13 protein-coding genes and 1 tRNA gene are annotated in these 17,554 nt (G+C 68.7%); 9 read left to right on the plus strand and 5 right to left on the minus strand.

Annotation, left to right across the window (positions count from 1 at the left end; all coding sequences use genetic code 11):
- Window positions 1-189 precede the first annotated feature (189 nt).
- The 3 genes from ACY0PA_RS34895 to ACY0PA_RS34905 all read left to right on the plus strand — a co-directional run bounded on the left by ACY0PA_RS34895 (window position 190) and on the right by ACY0PA_RS34905 (window position 3,002).
- Window positions 190-1,053, plus strand: a complete 864-nt coding sequence (locus ACY0PA_RS34895; protein WP_473081416.1) for an ABC transporter permease — start codon at window positions 190-192, stop codon at window positions 1,051-1,053.
- A 61-nt stretch (window positions 1,054-1,114) separates the two neighbouring features.
- Entirely contained in the window at window positions 1,115-2,143 is a 1,029-nt protein-coding gene (locus ACY0PA_RS34900) for an ABC transporter substrate-binding protein (protein ID WP_473081417.1), read from the plus strand.
- 37 nt (window positions 2,144-2,180) lie between these two features.
- On the plus strand, window positions 2,181-3,002 hold the full coding sequence (locus tag ACY0PA_RS34905) for an ABC transporter ATP-binding protein (RefSeq protein WP_473081418.1): 822 nt from the start codon (window positions 2,181-2,183) through the stop codon (window positions 3,000-3,002).
- Window positions 3,003-3,077: 75 nt separating this feature from the next.
- On the opposite strand, the gene ACY0PA_RS34910 is transcribed toward ACY0PA_RS34905, so the two are convergent.
- Together ACY0PA_RS34910 and ACY0PA_RS34915 are read right to left on the minus strand one after the other, a co-directional pair.
- A complete protein-coding gene (locus ACY0PA_RS34910) occupies window positions 3,078-3,923 on the minus strand; it encodes a sugar phosphate isomerase/epimerase family protein (protein WP_473081419.1) in 846 nt (281 codons plus the stop codon).
- A 15-nt stretch (window positions 3,924-3,938) separates the two neighbouring features.
- The gene (locus ACY0PA_RS34915) at window positions 3,939-7,490 is read right to left on the minus strand and encodes a ThuA domain-containing protein (RefSeq protein ID WP_473081420.1); all 3,552 of its coding nucleotides are present in this window, start codon (window positions 7,488-7,490) and stop codon (window positions 3,939-3,941) included.
- Window positions 7,491-8,006: 516 nt separating this feature from the next.
- Here ACY0PA_RS34915 and ACY0PA_RS34920 point away from each other — a divergent pair.
- Window positions 8,007-8,369: an MmcQ/YjbR family DNA-binding protein gene (locus ACY0PA_RS34920; RefSeq protein ID WP_473081421.1), complete on the plus strand. Its 363-nt coding sequence runs from the start codon at window positions 8,007-8,009 to the stop codon at window positions 8,367-8,369.
- Between the two features lie 101 nt (window positions 8,370-8,470).
- The gene (locus ACY0PA_RS34925; RefSeq protein WP_473081422.1) at window positions 8,471-9,898 is read left to right on the plus strand and encodes an MFS transporter; all 1,428 of its coding nucleotides are present in this window, start codon (window positions 8,471-8,473) and stop codon (window positions 9,896-9,898) included.
- On the opposite strand, the gene ACY0PA_RS34930 is transcribed toward ACY0PA_RS34925, so the two are convergent.
- Together ACY0PA_RS34930 and ACY0PA_RS34935 are read right to left on the minus strand one after the other, a co-directional pair.
- Window positions 9,864-10,778, minus strand: coding sequence for a transketolase family protein (locus ACY0PA_RS34930; protein WP_473081423.1), 915 nt, complete (start codon window positions 10,776-10,778; stop codon window positions 9,864-9,866). The two genes, ACY0PA_RS34925 and ACY0PA_RS34930, sit on opposite strands and share 35 nt — an antisense overlap.
- Window positions 10,779-10,840: 62 nt before the next feature.
- Entirely contained in the window at window positions 10,841-11,554 is a 714-nt protein-coding gene (locus ACY0PA_RS34935) for a transketolase (RefSeq protein ID WP_473081424.1), read from the minus strand.
- 150 nt (window positions 11,555-11,704) lie between these two features.
- Between ACY0PA_RS34935 and ACY0PA_RS34940 the strand changes: the two genes are divergently transcribed.
- Window positions 11,705-11,778 (plus strand) — tRNA-Pro (locus ACY0PA_RS34940).
- Between the two features lie 622 nt (window positions 11,779-12,400).
- On the opposite strand, the gene ACY0PA_RS34945 is transcribed toward ACY0PA_RS34940, so the two are convergent.
- Entirely contained in the window at window positions 12,401-12,814 is a 414-nt protein-coding gene (locus tag ACY0PA_RS34945) for a hypothetical protein (protein ID WP_473081425.1), read from the minus strand.
- A gap of 373 nt (window positions 12,815-13,187) precedes the next feature.
- Here ACY0PA_RS34945 and ACY0PA_RS34950 point away from each other — a divergent pair, with 373 nt between their 5' ends.
- The 3 genes from ACY0PA_RS34950 to ACY0PA_RS34960 all read left to right on the plus strand — a co-directional run bounded on the left by ACY0PA_RS34950 (window position 13,188) and on the right by ACY0PA_RS34960 (window position 17,455).
- Window positions 13,188-15,014: a GmrSD restriction endonuclease domain-containing protein gene (locus ACY0PA_RS34950; RefSeq protein WP_473081426.1), complete on the plus strand. Its 1,827-nt coding sequence runs from the start codon at window positions 13,188-13,190 to the stop codon at window positions 15,012-15,014.
- Window positions 15,014-16,054 carry a CBS domain-containing protein gene (locus tag ACY0PA_RS34955; RefSeq protein ID WP_473081427.1) on the plus strand — a complete coding sequence of 347 codons (1,041 nt, stop codon included), beginning with the start codon at window positions 15,014-15,016 and terminating at the stop codon, window positions 16,052-16,054. Before ACY0PA_RS34950 ends, ACY0PA_RS34955 begins: the two co-directional genes overlap by 1 nt.
- A gap of 162 nt (window positions 16,055-16,216) precedes the next feature.
- The gene (locus tag ACY0PA_RS34960; RefSeq protein WP_473081428.1) at window positions 16,217-17,455 is read left to right on the plus strand and encodes a serine/threonine-protein kinase; all 1,239 of its coding nucleotides are present in this window, start codon (window positions 16,217-16,219) and stop codon (window positions 17,453-17,455) included.
- Window positions 17,456-17,554 lie beyond the last annotated feature (99 nt).

Genomic DNA, 17,554 nt, shown 5'->3' on the forward strand with positions numbered 1-17,554 from the left:
CAGGAAACTTCGGAACGGCCTATTGACCCTGTGCTCCACGAGTCATTAGCGTGGCTGACATCGTACCAGAAAGCGCTTTCTGAAAGCGATTTCTCCTCTTCGTTACCGTCCCACCTGTTGTTCCGTTACCTCGCGAATTCTGTTACCTCAGCTCTCCTCAACTGCCTCCCGATTCCGTAGGAGTTCATCGTGAGTCAGAGCACACTGCCCGCAACTCCCGCCAAAACAGCGGGAGTCGCCGACCGGCAGGCGCCCAGTCTTGGCCGGCGTGCCGCGGACGTGGCCGAGCGGAGCTGGCGCCCGGTCGCGCTGCTCGTCGTCTGTTTCGTCGCCTGGTGGGTGATCGCCGCGGCGGAGCTGGTCGAGCCGTACCTGGTGCCGTCACCGGGCCGGACCCTCGACGTCATCCTCGACAAGCCGGACTACCTCTGGCAGCACACCTGGGTGACCACGTACGAGACGCTGCTCGGCTTCGTCATCGCCGTGGGCGTCGGGATCCTCTCCGCCGTGATCATGGTCTACTCGTCGACCGTCGAGAAGACGCTCTATCCGATCCTGCTCTTCGCCCAGGTCGTCCCGAAGATCGCGATCGCGCCGCTGTTCGTGGTCTGGCTCGGCTTCGGCATCGCGCCGAAGATCCTCATCGCCGTACTCATCGCGTTCTTCCCGGTCGTCATCTCGATGGTGACCGGACTCAAGGCCGTAGACCCGGAGATGCTCCAGCTCTCCGCGACGATGGGCGCGAGCCCCTGGCAGACCTTCCGGAAGATCCGCTTCCCGGCTTCCCTGCCGCACCTGTTCTCCGGCCTCAAGGTGGCCGTCACGCTCGCCGTCACCGGCGCCGTCGTCGGTGAATTCGTGGGCGCCAACGAGGGGTTGGGCTACGTCATCCTCCAGGCCAACGGCAACCTCGACACCCCGATGCTCTTCGCGGGACTGCTCGTCATGTCCTTGATCGGTGTCGTGCTGTTCGTCCTCGTCGAGATCGCCGAGAAGCTGCTCCTGCCGTGGCACGCGAGCCGCCGCGACGTCGCGGCGACCACGGCGTACTGAACACCGGCACCCCGGGAACCTCCCCGGACCACTCACCGACCGTCGCGAGAAGGGCCGCCCCATGCACGCGCGCAGACTCCTGACCGGACTCGTCCCCCTGACGCTCGTCGCCCTCACGGTGACGGCGTGCGGCGACGACTCCGGCGCCACGTCGACCAGCGACTCCGGCAAGAAGCTCGACAAGGTCACACTGACGCTCAACTGGTACCCGTACGGCGAGCACGCGCCGTTCTACTACGGCAAGAAGCAGAAGATCTTCGAGAAGCACGGCATCGACCTGGAGATCCGCGCGGGCCAGGGCTCGCAGAAGACCGTGCAGGCCACCGGCGCGGGCCAGACCGACTTCGGCTGGGCCGACACCCCCGCCGTGCTCGCGGGCGTGGACCAGGGCGTCAACGTGAAGAGCCTCGGTGTGTTCCTCCAGACGACGCCCGCCTCGGTGCAGTCCTTCGCGAGCCAGAACATCAAGTCCCCGGCGGACCTCAAGGGCAAGACCATCGCGGGGACGGCGGGCGACGCGCTCTCCAAGACGTTCCCCATCTTCCTCAAGAAGAACGGCCTCGCCGAGTCGGACGTCAAGGTCCAGAACACCGACCCCGCCGGCAAGATCGCCGCCGTCATCTCGGGCAAGACCGACGCCCTCCTCGGCTACGCGAGCGACCAGGGCCCCACCATGCAGGACAAGGCCAAGAAGGACGTCTCGTACCTCCGCTTCTCCGAGCACGGCCTGAACTTCTACTCGAACGGGCTCATCGCCGGCCCCAAGACCCTTCAGGGCAAGGGCGACCTGGCCAAGCGCATGGTCGAGGCCGTCAGCGAGTCCTGGGCCGCAGCGGAGAAGAGCCCCGAGCCCGCCGTCGCCTCCATGAAGGGCGCCTCCGAGCAACTCCCGCCGGAGACCGTGCTGTCCGAGCAGTTCAAGACGACCCTGACCCTCCTGCACACGGACGCGACGCAGGGCAAGGCGCCCGGCGCCAACACCGAGGCCGACTGGCAGCAGACCATCGACGTCTTCGCCCAGGCGGGCATGGTCAAGAGCCCGAAGCCGGTGGCGGACTACTGGGATTCGGCCAACGGGATCAAGGGCTGAGCACCCGTCCCGTACAGCCCACAAGGAGAGCTGCACCATGCCGAAGGACGCGACACTGAAGAAGGCCGGCACAGCGAGCGCACACGTCGGGCCCGCCGTGCGCGCGGCGGACGTCGACGTCCGCTTCCGTACGAAGAAGAAAGAGGTCACCGCCCTCACCGACGTCTCGCTCGACGTCGCGTCGGGCGAGTTCGTCGCCATCGTCGGACCGTCCGGCTGCGGCAAGTCCACGCTCCTCAAGCTCGTCGCGGGCCTCCTCACGCCGTCGTCGGGCGAAGTCCGCCTGCACGACGAGCTGGTGCGCGGCCCGCGCAAGGACATCGGGTACGTGTTCCAGCGCGCCGCCCTCCTGGAGTGGCGCTCGGCGCGCCGCAACATCCTGCTCCAGGCGGAGATGCGCGGCATGGCCACCGCCCAGGCACGCGCGCGTGCCGACGAACTGATCCGGATGACGGGGCTCACCGGCTTCGAGGACGCGTATCCGCACGAGCTGTCGGGCGGGATGCAGCAGCGCGTCGCCCTGTGCCGGGCCCTGCTGCACGAGCCGCCCGTCCTCCTCATGGACGAGCCGTTCGGCGCGCTCGACGCGCTCACGCGCGAGCAGATGAACGTCGAGATGAACCGCATCTGGCGCCAGACGCGTACGACCGTGCTCCTGGTGACCCACTCCATCCCGGAGGCCGTCTACCTCGCGGACCGCGTCGTCGTCATGAGCCCGCGCCCCGGCACCGTCACCGAGATCATCGACGTCGGCCTGCCGGCCGAGCGGGACTACGCACAGACGCTCGCGACCCCCGAGTTCCGCACGGCGACGGGCCGCATCCGCGAGCTCCTGGGGGCGGTCTCGGCGCACGACTGACCGCCCGCGCCCACGACAGGGACCCCCGTACCCCGAGACGACGCTCGGGGTACGGGGTCCCACCCACGTACCGCGTCAGTACCGCAGCGCCGCCAGATACTCGTAGCTGTTACGGGCCGTCGCGAACGGGTCCTTCGGGATGTCGTGCTCCACCAGCCACTGCCGGACACCTCCCGTGTCCGCGTCCTGGAACATGGCGGCGAAGTCCAGCGTCCCCGACCCCACGTCGGCGAAGCTCCCGTCGGGCGCCATGTCCTTCACGTGCAGGGCGGGGAAGCGGTGTGGGTGCCGCACGAAGTACGCGGCAGGATGGGCGCCGCCCTTCGACGCCCAGTACACGTCCAGTTCGAAGGCGACCAGATGCGGATCGGTCTCGCGCACGAGGATGTCGTACAGGTTCTCCCCGCCCACCACGTCGTGGTCGCCGTCGTGGTTGTGGAACAGGACCGGGCCGAGACCCGCCTCGCGTGACGCGGTCCCGATCCGGTTGAACTCCCTTGCCGCTTCCCGGTATCCGGCCGGGCTGTGCATCGAACCGGGCAGACTGGGCACCACCGGCCACCTGGCGCCCAGAGTGTGCAGATCCTCCAGCGCCTGCGGCAGGACGCTGCCGGTCAGCGTCGTATACGCGACATGCTCCAGGACCGCACGCAGGCCGGCGGTGTCGAGCATCCGCCGGATGTCCGCCGCCCCGTACCCGTGCCGCCCGCTCACACCGACCGTCGCGTACCCGATCTCCGCGAGCTGCTCCACGGTGCCGGCGAAGTCCGCCGCGAGGACGTCACGCATCGTGTAGAGGTGCATGCCGATGCCGCCGCGCGGGATGCGCCGCCGCTGCCCGGCCGACGCGGGCAGCGCCGTACCGACCGCCGCCGCGAGCCCCAACGACGTACCGAGAAAGGCCCTTCTACTGCTTCTCATGCCACTCCTCACCCCTCACTTCACCGTGATCCGGACCGAGCCGGTGGTCGTGTCGCCCTTGTCGTCGGTGACGGTCAGATGCGCCGTGTACGCGCCCGCGCGCGCGTACGCGTGCTGGGCGTCGGCACCCTCCGTACCGCCCGGCTTGACGTTGTCCCCGAAGTCCCAGTGGTACGAGGCCGCGGTACGGCCCTCCGGGAGCTTCACCGTGCCCTTGAGCGCGACGGTGAGCGGCGGGGCCCCGCTCTCCGGTGTTGCGGCCACCGTCACCTTGGCACCGGCGTGCTTCTCCACCCCCGGCCCGTTGAAGTGCAGCCAGTCGACCGCGAACAGGTCGGGCTTGTCGGCGCTCCACTGCGGGTTGGTGAAGACGGCGTACAGCGGGAACGTGCCGTCGTAGTCGGCGAGTTGGGTGGTGGGGGACACCATGTTGCCCCAGTCTCCCGTGTTCGGGACGGACACCTTGCCGAGCAGCTCGCCGGTCGGGGAGCCCGCGCGGAACTCGACGTCGCCGCCGATCCCGCCCGACGCGGCGCCCACGGTCACCGAGTCGACGCCCTTCAGATGCACGGGGTCGAAGGAGATCCAGTCCCCGTTCTCGATCTCGGTGAGCCGCTTGCCGCCCGACGCGTCCGCGCGGCTCGCGACCACGACGCCGTCGTGCGCGCCGCCCGTCTTCGTGTAGTGCTCGGCCTCACGGAACGACGTACGCAGCGAGAGCGACGCCGACCCCGTCAGCGCGGGCACACCGCCCGAACCGCCCTTGTCCTCGTACTGGGCGCTGATGCCGTAGTAGAGATTCTGGCCGGGACCGTGGCTGTCACCCGCGTCCGTCACGATCTCCCCCGCGCACCCTGTGTAGTTGTCCAGCGGATGCAGGTGGGAGTCGTGGCCGAGCTGCGACTGGGCGACGACGCGCGAACAGTCGATCGGACGCCCGTCCTCCCGGTCCGTCACCTTGATCTCGAACGGGATCGTGTCGCCGAAGCTGAACGTCCCGCCGTCCGGCGGCTGTTGGATCGTCACCTCGGGCCGCGTGTTCCCCACGGTGATGTCCTGAACGGCGCGTCCGGTGAGCCCCGTCGGTCCGGTTACCGTCAGCCGCGCCGTGAACACGCCGTTCTTCGTGTACGTGTACTTCGGGTTCGCGTCGGTCGAGTCGGTGGTGCCGTCCCCGTCGAAGTCCCAGGCGTACGTGACCGGTTTGTCGTCCGGCAGGCCCGAGCCCTCGCTGGAGAACGTGACGGCGAGCGGTGCCGAGCCGCTGTCCGGCGCCGCCGCGACCCGCGCGTCCGGGAGCCGGCTGTCGGCGACATAGTCGATCCGGTAGATGCCGGCGCCCTCGTTGCTGCCGCCGCGGCCCGTCCCGCTGCCGAGCCCGAAGTCGATGACGTACAGCGCCCCGTCGGGGCCGAAGTCCGCGTCGAAGGGCTGGTTCCACTTCATGTCGCCGAACACGGAGTTGATGGACTGCAGATCGCCGGCCTCGGCAGGCGCGAACCGCGGATCCGTGAACGTCTGGTCCTTCTCCTGGATCGAGAAGGTCTTGAACCACTGCCTGGTCAGCTCGTAGTTGAACCACTTCCCGTCGAAGTACTCGGGGAACTTGGTCTTGTTCGGGTTCGCGGGATCGTAGGCGTACACGGGGCCGCTCATCGGGCCACCGCCGCCGGTGCCGAGCTCCGGGAACTGCTCCGACGCGGAGTAGGCGTACCAGACCGACGCCGCGTGCGCGGGCGGTAGGTCACGCAGGCCGGTGTTGTTCGGCGAGTCGTTCACGAGGTGACCGCAGTCGAACTTCGCCCCGGACGTCTTCGACTCGAAGTCGTAGTCGTTGAACGGGGTGTTGTCGCCGATGCAGTACGGCCAGCCGTAGTTCCCCGCCTTGGTGATGCGGTTGAACTCGACGGTACCTTCGGGACCGCGGTCGGCCACCGCGCTGCGCGCGTCGGGACCGTAATCACCCACGAGTAGCGCGCCGCTGACCGGATCGGTCGTGATCCGGAACGGGTTGCGCAGGCCCATCGCGTAGATCTCCGGGCGCGTCTTGTCGGTGCCGGGCGCGAACAGGTTCCCCTCGGGGACGCCGTACGTCCCGTCGGTCTTCGGAGTGATTCGCAGCACCTTGCCGCGCAGGTCGTTCGTGTTGCCCGCGGTGCCCTGCGCGTCCCAGGCGCGACGGCCCTCGCGCTCGTCGATCGGGTTGAACCCGTCCGACGCGAAGGGGTCCGTGTTGTCGCCCGTCGCGATGTAGAGGTCACCCTTGTTGTCGAAGGCGATGGAGCCCGCCATATGGGAGTTGGCGCGCCCCTCGCCCCGCCAGGTCGGAAGGGTGAGCAGGCGTTTCTCCGACGCCGGGTCGACCTTGCCGCCCGACTCCGTGAACCGCGAGAGGTTGATCCGTTTCTCGGTCTTGTCGGAGTTCAGGAGATAGATCCAGTGGTTGTCCCGGAACTTCGGATCGAGCGCGAGCCCCAGCAGACCGTCCGACTGACTCGTCATCTCGGGCGTGTAGGCGAGGTCGAGAGCCGTGGTGACCTTCAGCGTCTCCTGGTCGATGATCTTCAGCTTGCCGGTCCGCTGGATGAAGAACACGCGCCGGTCCGGGGCGACGGCCAGCTCGAAGGGGTCGGCGAGATCGGCCGTCGCGAGCGGGGTCCGCTGGAAGCTGCCGGTCCTGGTCGCCGAGCAGTCCCCCGGCTTGTCGCCGGCCGCCCACTGGATGCCGCCGAGGATGTGCTGGAGGAAACCGGCTTCCTGGAAGGCCGTCTTGTCGTGTCCGCCCGCGGTGAACCAGGAGCGGCCGCCGTCGTAGTTCTGGCACCACGACCACGGGTGGTCGACGCCCTCGTCGAGGCCGGTGACCCCGTCACGCACCTTGATCTGTGCGAGCGTGTGCACCTTCCCGGTGGGGTTGGTGCGCCAGTTGTACCACTCCTCCGTACGCTCCCAGAGCTCCGGAAGCCCCTTCGTGGAGGGGTGCGCGTGGTCGAGGACCTTGATCCGGCCCGTCTGTACGGCGGGATGCTGGTCGAAGATGGCCCCGACGAGCCCCTCGTACCAGCCCCAGTCCCGCTCGCTGGCGGACGCGGCGTGCAGCCCGACCCAGCCGCCGCCCCCGCGGACGTACTTCTGGAGGGCCGCGCGCTGGGCGGCGTCGAGCAGATCGCCCTTCTCCGGCGTCGAGTTGGTGTTGTTGAAGACGATCGCCTTGAAGCGGGCGAGGTTCTCGTCGGTGAACGCGGCGGCGTCGTCGGCCGCCTCGACGTCGAAGCCGTTCTCACTGCCGAGCTTCTTGATCGCGTCGATGCCCGCCGGGATCGAGTCGTGGGCGTAGTTCGTGACCTTGGAGAAGACGAGTACGCGATACGAGGCGGCGGCCTCGGCGCGCGGCGGAGCCGCCAGACCGAGACCGACGACGAGGGCGATCAGCGCGAGGAGGACGGTCCATGGCGAGCACCTGCGCGGGCGCCGCGGACCGCGCGGGCTTCGCGCGGTGGAGGTGCTGGGCGCGGGAGGACCGTGTCTCCCAGACGGTACGGGTGTGGCGGAACTCGTAGAACTCATGGCGCTCCCTGGGCTGTTGGCCGGTGGGCCGACTCGGGCGTGCGGTGAGTGCTGCGGGAATGCCGGAGCGCCTGGAAGCCGAAGCTTAGAAAGCGCTTTCCCGATGGCGTCGTTCAGCGTAGGTTCCGGGCGGAGAGGGGTCAATGGGTCGGAACGGGCCGGGGGATTCGGAGAGGGCCAGGGGGTGCGGAGGGGGCGCAGCGATCGCCGGGGACCGGGGGCGGTTGCCTCGCGGGGCCCGGGTGACGGTCGCCGTTGAAACGGTGGAGCGGGTGGCTGCCGCCTTCGAGCCGGTGAAGTGGAGGGTCTCGTTCGCGGGGACGCGGGCCCGGTGGCGGGGGCTTGAGCGGGTGGGTCGGCCGGCCGTCGTTCGCCGGGGCCCGGTGCCGGTGGCGCCTGGTGCGTTGTGCGCGGAGACGGAGGCCCGGCGCCCGTCACGCCCGAACCAGTGGGCCGGCTGTCCCGCGTATGCGCTCCGACCGGCGGTTGTCAGTGGCCTTGGCTACGGTTTCTTCCATGCAAGACGCCGACGACGTACGTTCCATCGCCCTCGCCCTGCCGGAGGTGACGGAGAAGATCGCCTGGAGCATGCCGACGTTCCGGGTCGCGGGGAAGATGTTCGCCACGATGCCCGAGGAGGAGACCTCCGTCGCCGTGCGCTGCCCCAAGGTGGAGCGCGACGAACTGGTTCTCGCCGAGCCGAAGAAGTTCTGGATCGCGGACCATGAGGCGGGCTTCGCGTGGGTGCGGGTGAGGCTCGCCGCGCTCGACGACAGCGACGAGCTGCGCGACATCCTCACCGACTCCTGGCGCCAGGCGGCCCCCGGCCGACTCCTGGACGCCCACCCGGAGTTGGGCCCTCCGGAGCCGACAGACTGAAATTCCCGGGGCGATGTCAGTGCCGCGTGGCATCATCCGGCAGGGGTGGGGGACGCGGAGCCACTGGGGCCGCCGCGCCGCCGGGGAGGGTACGGGCAGGCATGGGCGGGTTGTCGAAGGAAGAGCCACGGGGGTCGGGGGAGGAGCGGGAGCGGGCCGGGGATTCGACTGGAGGGTCGAATACTGGTCCTGGTGAGCCCAGGCGGCCGCGGGATTCGGCTGGGGGGTCGATTCCTGGTCTCGGTGAATCGAGGCGCCCGCGCGGCGGTATCTGGTCGCGGGACTTCGGACTGTTCTTCTCGGCGCGTGCCGTGGCCAAGCTGGGGGACACCATGCTCCCGGTCGCGCTGGCCGCAGGCCTGCTCCAGCACGGGTACGGCGCGGGCGCCGTCGGCCTCGCGATGGCCGCCTCCGTGGCGTGCTTCGCGGGGCTCGTCGTCTTCGGCGGTGTCTTCGCGGACCGGTTCAGCACGCGACTGCTGATGATCGGCGCCGACGTCACGCGCCTCGTCACCCAGTCCCTCGCCGCGGTCATGTTCTTCTCCGGGCACGTGGTGCTCTGGGAGATCTGCGTGATCGGTGCGGTGAACGGCGCGGCGTCCGCCCTCTTCCAGCCCGGCGTCGCCAGCACTGTCCCGCGCCTCGCCGCCGACGTGCAGGCGGCGAACGGCGCGATACGCGTCGCCGAGTCCGTGGCGCAGCTCGCCGGCCCGGCCGTCGCCGGCCTGCTCGTCGCGTTCGCCTCGCCGGGCGTCGTCTTCGCGGCCCACGCGGGCACGTACGGGCTCAGCGCACTGTGCCTGCAGCTGCTCCGGCTGCCCGCGGCCCGGCCCGGCACCGAGGCGATTCGCGGCAGCGGGTTCCGGGCTGATCTCGTCGAGGGTTGGCGGGAGTTCAGGTCGCGCACCTGGCTCTGGGGCGTCATAGCGATCTGGTGCGTGCTGATGATTGCCGCCTGGGGCCCGGCCGTCCCGCTCATTGCCACCCAGGTCGTCCAGGAGCACGGCCCGCGCGTCTATGGCCTGGTCAACTCGGCGCTCGGCCTCGGCACCGTCATAGGCGGCGTGTTCGCCTTGCGGCTGCGCCCCCGCCGGATGCTGCGCGCCGGGGCTGTCGCCCTCTTCGGGTTCAGCCTGTTCCCGGCGACGGTGGGCGCCGGGTTCGGCGTGGAGTGGATGGCGGCGGGCGCGGTCGTCGCGGGTGCGGGGATGTCGTTCTGGGGCGTCATGTGGGCGACCAGCATCCAGACCCAGGTCCCGGGCGACGTCCTCAACCGTATACACGCCTACGACGTCGCGGGCTCCCTCGCGATGACACCGGTCGGCCAGGCCCTCGCGGGGCCCGCCGCCGGAGTCTTCGGCACCCGGCACGTGCTGCTCGCCGGTGGAGTGACGACCGTCCTCGTGGCGGCGGCCCTGCTCTCCGTCCCCGCGATCAGAGGTCTGATACGGGTCGACAGCACCGTGCCCGGCGGGAGCCCGCGCAAGGCGCCCGCTAGCCGCGAGCCCGCCCGCCGAGGAAGCCGCTGATCCGCTCCCGCAGGGACGCGGGGTCGAGGCCGTGCGCGGCCACATGCTCCTCGATCTGTCCGTACCGGCGCAGCTCACGGCGGCCCACACCGAGCCCCAGCACCCGGTGCGGCAGGTCGGCGAACGCTTCGTTGGCGGCTGCCGTCGACGTATCCGCCAGATACGGTTCGACGATCACCACATCGGCGACGTCGGCTGCGCCCGCGGCACGCCGCAGCGCCCCGGCGTCGAAGGGCCGCACTGTCGTCGCGTAGAGCACGGTCAGGTCGAGGCCCTCCGTCGCGGCGAGGACCGCGTCGAGCATCGACCCGACCGCGACCACGACGCCGCCCTGGCCTTCGCGGACGGTCAGGAATCGCTCCGCGTCGACGGCGAGTGCCTCCCTGTTCGACTGCTCCGAGAGGCGGACGTACACCCGGTCGTCACCGGCGCCGACCGCGTGCCGCAGCAGAGTCTCGGCCTCGTCCGGGTGGCCCGGCACATGCACGGTCCAGCCGTCGAGGGTGTCGAGCAGCGCCACGTCGCCCGGCGCCATGTGGGTGAAGCCGCCGGACGGCCAGTCGAAGGAGGCGGCGGCGCTCACCAGGACCCCGCCCACGTCCTGATGCCCGAGGTCGAGCTTCACCTGCTCGAAGGGGCGCTCCACCAGGAAGCTTGCGAAGGTGTGCATGACGGGCCGCAGTCCGGTCAGCGCGAGCCCCGCGCCCGTTCCGATGAGCAGCTGCTCCCTGATGCCCACGTTGATCACCCGGTCGGGGTGCCTGCGCTCCGCCTCCACGAAGCGGTCCCTGCCGATCTCCGCGAGGACGACGGCGACCCGGGGGTCCTCGTCGAGCAGCCGGGAGACGACAGGGGCGAATCGATCACGCATGGTGTCCATGACGCGGGTGTCCTTCCGGGGAAGAGAAAAGAGAACAGGAGAGAGGGGGGGCGGCGCGCGGCTCAGGCGCTCTTGGGCTCCACGCGGGCGACGACGACGCGAGGCCTTCCCGGGTGCGGCGCAGTGAAGGCTTCGTACAGGGCCTCGTGATCGCGGCCGTCGGCGGTCGCTGCGGACCAGCCGGCCGCCTCGAAGCGGGCGGCGATACCACCGGGCCTGGAGTGGCTGGCCGAGGAATTGTCGACGACGACGGTGTGCAGCCGGTCGAGGGCGGCCGGCCCGGCGAAGGCGATGGCCTCGTGGTTGCTGCCCTCGTCCAGCTCGGCGTCCCCGATCAGCGTCCAGACCGCCGGTTCCGCGAGGCCCTGCGCGCGGAGTCCGAGCGCGGTCCCGACGGCGATCGGCAGCCCGTGCCCCAGGGACCCGCTCGCGATCTCCACGCCGGGGACGAGTACCCGGTCCGGATGGTGCCCGAGCGGGGAGTCGTACGACCCGAAGCCGGGCAGCCACTCCTCCGGCACGAAGCCCTTCGCCGCGAGCACCGCGTAGTACGCCATGGGGCCATGGCCCTTCGACAGCAGGAACCGGTCACGTTCCGGATCCCGCATGCCGTCGGGCGTCACCCGCAGCACCCGGTCGTAGAGCACCCAGAGGACATCGAGGGTGGAGGTCGCCGCCGGGCCGTGCTTCTCGTCGCCGGTCATGCGTCCCATGAGGGCCGGAAGGTCTCCGTAGCCGTAGGAGCCCGCCGCTGTACGTGCCGCTGTCGTTGTCATGACAGGAGCGTGCAACCTCAAGCCAACTTGAGGTCAAGAGCGACCTGCCGCGCAGTGGCCACGGAAGAAAGGAGTGCGCGACCACCGCTCCGAGTGCGGTATGGTTTCCGTGCGCGTTCGGCCAGGGGAAAGCCCAGGTCAGACGAGCACCGGGACGTGGCGCAGCTTGGTAGCGCACTTGACTGGGGGTCAAGGGGTCGCAGGTTCAAATCCTGTCGTCCCGACAGTTCGAACGTATCGAACGTCGCAGGTGAAGGGCCGTTTTCATAACGGCCCTTTTTCTGTTTCCGGGCCCGCTCCCTGGGAGCAATGGGAGGGAGCACGCTCCCTCCCGGTCCCCTTAACGAATTGCTCCCATTCGAGCCGCTGCGCACATATTCGATTTCTTGCCCACGTGTTCACATTCGTGTCCGTTTTGTGACTGCTGGCTCCCCGTCGTTCGGGGGGTCTTATGGGTATGAGCTTCCGCTCTTCACGCAGGTCACACTCGCTCCCAGTGGGAGCAGGGCTGGGAGTGGCGTCCCCATAGCCGGAACGGACGGTATGGGGCCATGCGAAACCTTGGCCCCTTGTCCGATTTCGGCTGGGTAGTATGTCGGATTTCGTTGGTGGGCATTGCGGGCTGCATGGAGATGTTGAACGCAGGGATGGCCAGTTCGGCAACCTTCGGGGGCTTGGGTGGCTGGGGGCGCTGGTTGCAGTCGGAACGTGGCCATTGGCGCAGGCTCAGCGCGCTGAGCGGACGATGGCCCCAGTCCCGGACGTAAGTGCGGCATGGGTAGGGCGATGGCTGGACAAAGAAGGCACGGCACCTGGCAGGGCAACGATGAGCGCCGGGCTGCGCTGCTACTCCGTACGTCCCCTTGTGACCGGTCGTCCCCTTGTGGCCGGTGTGGATCTCTCGCGGATCTCCTTGATCAGGGCGTCGTCGACCGTCTGGCGTACCTCGTGGGCTTCCGTGCCGGCGAGTCGTCGGTAGTAGCCCGAGCGCGAGACCTGAAGCACCCGGCATGTCCGCCGCACCCTGAAGTCGACGCGGTTTGCAGGAGGTGAAGTCCCAGTCGCGGGGCATGCTCTCGTCTTCCTTGGCGAAATGCCGGGGTCGAAGATCTCCCGCTCGGGCGACCGTTCCTTCTCCGCCTCGCGCAGCCTGGCCAGCTCCTCACTCCGGCTCTCCACAGCTTCGTCGCTGCGGCTATGACTGCGGCCCGCCAGCTCGTCGGCCTGGTGTACCCAACTCTGCAACGTCTCGCCGGTCACCCCACATCCGCCGCGACCATTGCTTACGTGCTCGCTCTGCCTCTTCTCGAAGCGGGCGACGAGGTAGGCGACCGGCCTGGTGGCCCAGTTCCTTCGCGATAACGCCCCCCAAAAAAAGGTGCGTACGCAAGGCGATTGCGCTCATGCTCACTGCCTGAACGGCTACAACCGGGAAGCACTGGTGTGTAGTTGGGCAATGCAGATAGAGGGTGGCCAAACTGCTGTCACGGCACGGCCTGGCGCCGGACCCACCTTGTGAAGATTTCCAGCCCGCTGGCCAATATGTGACGTGACGTCAAGTAGCCGTTGACGGCGCAAGCTTCCCTTGGTGCAATGCCTTGTCTACGAAGACGCGAGGGTGGGGAACGGGCACGTGGCAGGGCTGGACAGTGCAAATCTCAAGACGCTTCTCGGTGACGTCGCCTCGGGAAGGCTTCAACTCCCCGACTTCCAGAGGGATTGGAAGTGGGACGACGACCGGATCAGGGCCATCATCGCGACCGTGACGCTCGACTACCCCCTGGGTGTCACGATGACGCTGGAGACCGGTGGCGCCTCCCGATTCCGTACCAGGCCGCTCACGGGTGCGGAGTCGGTCGCCGAGCGGGATCCCAGTCTCCTGCTGTTAGACGGTCAGCAGCGTCTGACGTCGCTTTTCCAAGCCCTGTACGTGGCCGATGCGCCGGTCCGGACCGTGGACACACGGGGTAAATCGGTCCGCCGCTGGTACTACGTCGACATAGCGAAGGCGACCGGTTCACCGTCCGACCGTGACGAGGCGATCGTCTCCGTGCCGGAGGACCGCATCCTGCGCAGGGACTTCGGGCGCAAGGTCGTGCACGACCTCAGCGACACCGCGGGTGAATGCGCTGCGGGGCTGTTCCCCCTGCGGATCGTCTTCGACACCCAGAGGGTCAACGCATGGCGTCGCGAGTACGAGAGGGCGGACGAGGCGCAGAACTTCGATCTGTGGATCAAGTTCGAGGACCAGGTGTTGCACCCCGTCAGGTCGTTCCAGGTGCCGATGATCAATCTGTCCTCGTCGACGTCGATGGACGCCGTCTGTGCTGTCTTCGAACGGGTCAACACCGGAGGCGTCCCGCTCAACGTCTTCGAATTGCTGACCGCGACCTATGCCGGGGATCGTGAGTACACGAGTCACACGGGCGATTACTACGACCTGCCCTCCGTATGGCGTTCGATCAAGGAGCATGTGGCGGAGCGGTACCCCGTGCTCGGCCGCCTGGAGGTGGATCTCGACGACGGTCTGACCAACAGCGACTTTCTCCAGGCAGTGGCCCTGGTGCGGACGTGGAACCGCAAGCTGCTCGATTCCACGGTGGGGGTCTCCTGCAAGCGGCGCGATCTACTGGAGCTCCCACTGGAGGACTTCCAGGAGCTCGCCCCCCGTCTTCGAGATGCTTTCGCATGGGTCGGGGATTTTCTGTTCACACAGTGCATCGTCCAGGCCGCGGACCTGCCGTACCGGACGCAGGTGGTTCCACTGGCCGCGGTTCGGGCGATTCTCGGTGCGGATCTCGATACCCCGGAGGCGACTCAGAAGGTCACCCAGTGGTATTGGTGTGGTGTCCTCGGTGAGATGTACGGCGGCTCGACCGAGACCCGTTTCACCCGTGACGTGGAGCAATTGATCGCGTGGATCCGTGACGACGGCGAAGTCCCCGATACGATCGCCGACTCCTTCTTCGACCCCCAGCGCCTGTTCACTCTCAAGACCCGCAACAGCGCCGCATACAAGGGCATTTTCGCGCTCCTGATCCGCCAGGGCGCTGTGGACTGGCATTACACCGAGAGCCCGATGGCCCCGGGCCGGTTGGTGGAGTACGGCGTCGACGTGCACCAGATCTTCCCGAAGAACTGGGTGCGCCGGAATCTCGACGAGCGCTACCCGGCCAGCTCCATCATCAACAAAACGCCCTTGTCACTCCGGGCGGCCCAGGCCCTCAGCGGTGCCCCGGCTGCGTACCTGGAGCCCCTTGCGGCGGCGGCCGACATGCGCTCCGAGTGGTTCGACGACGTGATCTCGACCCATTTCATCGATGCCAAGGCGCTGCGGGCCAACGACTACGTCGCGTTCTTCGAAGCGCGCGCCTCTGCGCTGGAGGACCTGGTCTTCCAGGCCATGGGCAAGCGCACCAAAGTCGTCCGCGGCGCTGCTGACGAAGAGGGGGAGCGCTGATGAAGAAGCCGACGACGGCAGAGCTGATCGCCCTCAAGGGGGCGGAACTCGCGCTGTCCGAGCTGCTGGCCCTCTACGAAGTGCGGGTGCGGCAGACCGGGATCATCCGGGAGATGAACGAGTCACTGGCAGCTGCCGGACTGACGACGCTTCCCGACTTCTCCTCCTGTCCGACCCTTGCCCGGGTGCGGCTCGTGCCGGTCGCGACCACCACGACTGTGGCACCAGAGGAAGATCTCGCCGTGCCGGCCGATCCGCTGCCGCCGGGAGCGCTGCCCCAGCGCCTGCTGCTGGGGGAACTGCCCTCGGCCGTGGTCGGCCTCAAGTGCGTCCCCCCTGGTGCCGAGCTGAGCCAGGCCACCTATCTCATGCGCTACGAGGGCTACAACCAGATCCCCGTGGTCAGCAACATGACCGAGCTCCACGGAGTGGTCACCTGGAAGTCGATCGCCCTCATGTACGAGAACGGCTGGGCGACGACGTTGGAGAACGCCATGCAGCGGGAGTCGCTGCCGGTGTTCGACAGCAGGGAGGACCTGTTCAGCTGCCTGCCCATGCTCGTGGATCACGGTTACGTGCTGGTACGGGGACAGGACGGCCGAATATCGGGCATCGTCACGTACCAGGAGATCGTCCGCCGGTTCCAGAACACCGCCCGGCCGTTCTTCCTTCTCGGTGAGATCGAGTCGCTGCTCCGCCGCTGGCTGGGAGCCCGTCTGGACGCAGAAGCGGTCATCGCCGTGCAGGCGACCAACCGTAAGCCGGAGCACCGTACCGGCAAGGTGGAGGACCTGATGTTCGGCGACTACGTCCTCCTCCTGGACGGCGCTCAGCGGAGGACCGCGCTGGCTCAGCGTGCCGACGCCAACTGGGTCGCGCTGGGCCGCCCGGCACTGGACCGCGGCCAGTTCGTCCACCATCTCCAGCGCGTGCAGGCCATCAGGAACAGGATCGCTCACTTCGACGACGATCCGCTGCCGCCGGAGGACATGAGGGACCTGACCTCGTTCGCCCGGCAGCTTCGGGACTGCGTACGGTGAGCAGTGGTCCGAAAGCGGGCGCCGTTCCTGGTCGGCTCCGCGTTCGCCGATGTCAGAGGCCGCGAACCCGATGACGGCACTCCGGCCGCAGCGATAGGGTGAACCTTCGGTGAAAGTGTGACGTGCCGGGACAGGTGGTCACGAGAGGGTGACGCGGCAGAGATGACTGAGGTGCCCGCGCAGATCGGCCGGTACACGGTTGAGCGCGAGCTGGGCGCGGGGGGCATGGGACAGGTCTATCTGGCCTACTCGCCCGGCGGCGACCCGGTCGCGGTGAAGGTGATCAGGAACGACAGACTCGATCAGGCGACCCGAGCGCGGTTCGAGAGGGAGGCGCTGATCGCCCGGACGGTCGTCGGAACCAACCGAGTGGCCCGTTTCCTCGACGCCGACCCTTACGCCGACGAGCCGTGGATGGCCGTCGAGTACGTGCCCGGACTGACCGTCCACGAGCAGGTGGAGAGGGCAGGAACCCTCCCGGTGCCGCTCGTCGCCAGCCTCGGCGCGCTGCTCGCCGAGGGACTGGAGGCGGTGCACGCCGTCGATCTGCTGCACCGCGACCTCAAGCCGCAGAACGTGATGCTCGGCGAGTACGGCCCGATCCTGATCGACTTCGGGCTGGGCGCGTTCCTGGACGCGGGCAAGGACACCCTCACGCACGACGGCATGATCATCGGCACGGTCCGCTGCATGCCGCCGGAGCAGGCACTCAGCCGCTCCCAGGTGAAGAAACCGGCTGACGTCTACGGTCTGGGCACGGTTCTGCTGTACGCGGCGACCGGCCACTACCCGTACGACGGACGCGGCTGGCCGGCGATCGTCGCTCAGGTGACCGACGAGACCCAGCCGCCGGACCTCGCAGGGCTGCCCAAGGCGCTCGTTCCGTTGGTCATGGCGATGCTCGCCCACGCTCCGGAGGACCGGCCCGTGCTCGCGGAGGTCACGGACCTGTGTGTCGCGCTGATGAAGGACGCGGGGTTCACCCCTGTCGAGGCGCGTTACGCACTGATCGACGTAGCTGTTCCCTTCGGCGGAGGGGACGGTCGTACCGGGCCCTCGCCATCGGTGTGGGAGCGCATCGCGGTCCAGTACGGCGATGCACCCGACGTGCACACCCAGGTCGTGGACGAGGACGGCGTCGACAGCCCGCTGGACCGCCCAGCCCGCCCCGACGCTGCAGAGGACGGGGCGGAATCCGAGCCCTCCGGTGCGGCAGGGGCGGACGCGACCCACACCGGGTCCGCGGTCGTACCGTCGGACGGCGGTGCGGATCGTGGAGACGCCGCCCGTCCCACGGAGCGGACGCCCGCCGATCCGCCCCGCAGGCCCGGCCGGAAACCGGCGTCGCAGAAGGTGGCCGAGGAACTGAGAGCCCGGTACGCGATGCAACCAGCCCTGTGACATGCGGTGTGCGGGCAGAGCGGTTCACAGGAGTGCCGAGGCGGTGCGTCAGCGCCGGCGGCGGGGCGAGAACACCGGAGAGCGGCAGTGGGAAACGGT

It is taken from the genome of Streptomyces sp. DS1-CR2, from assembly GCF_055760475.1.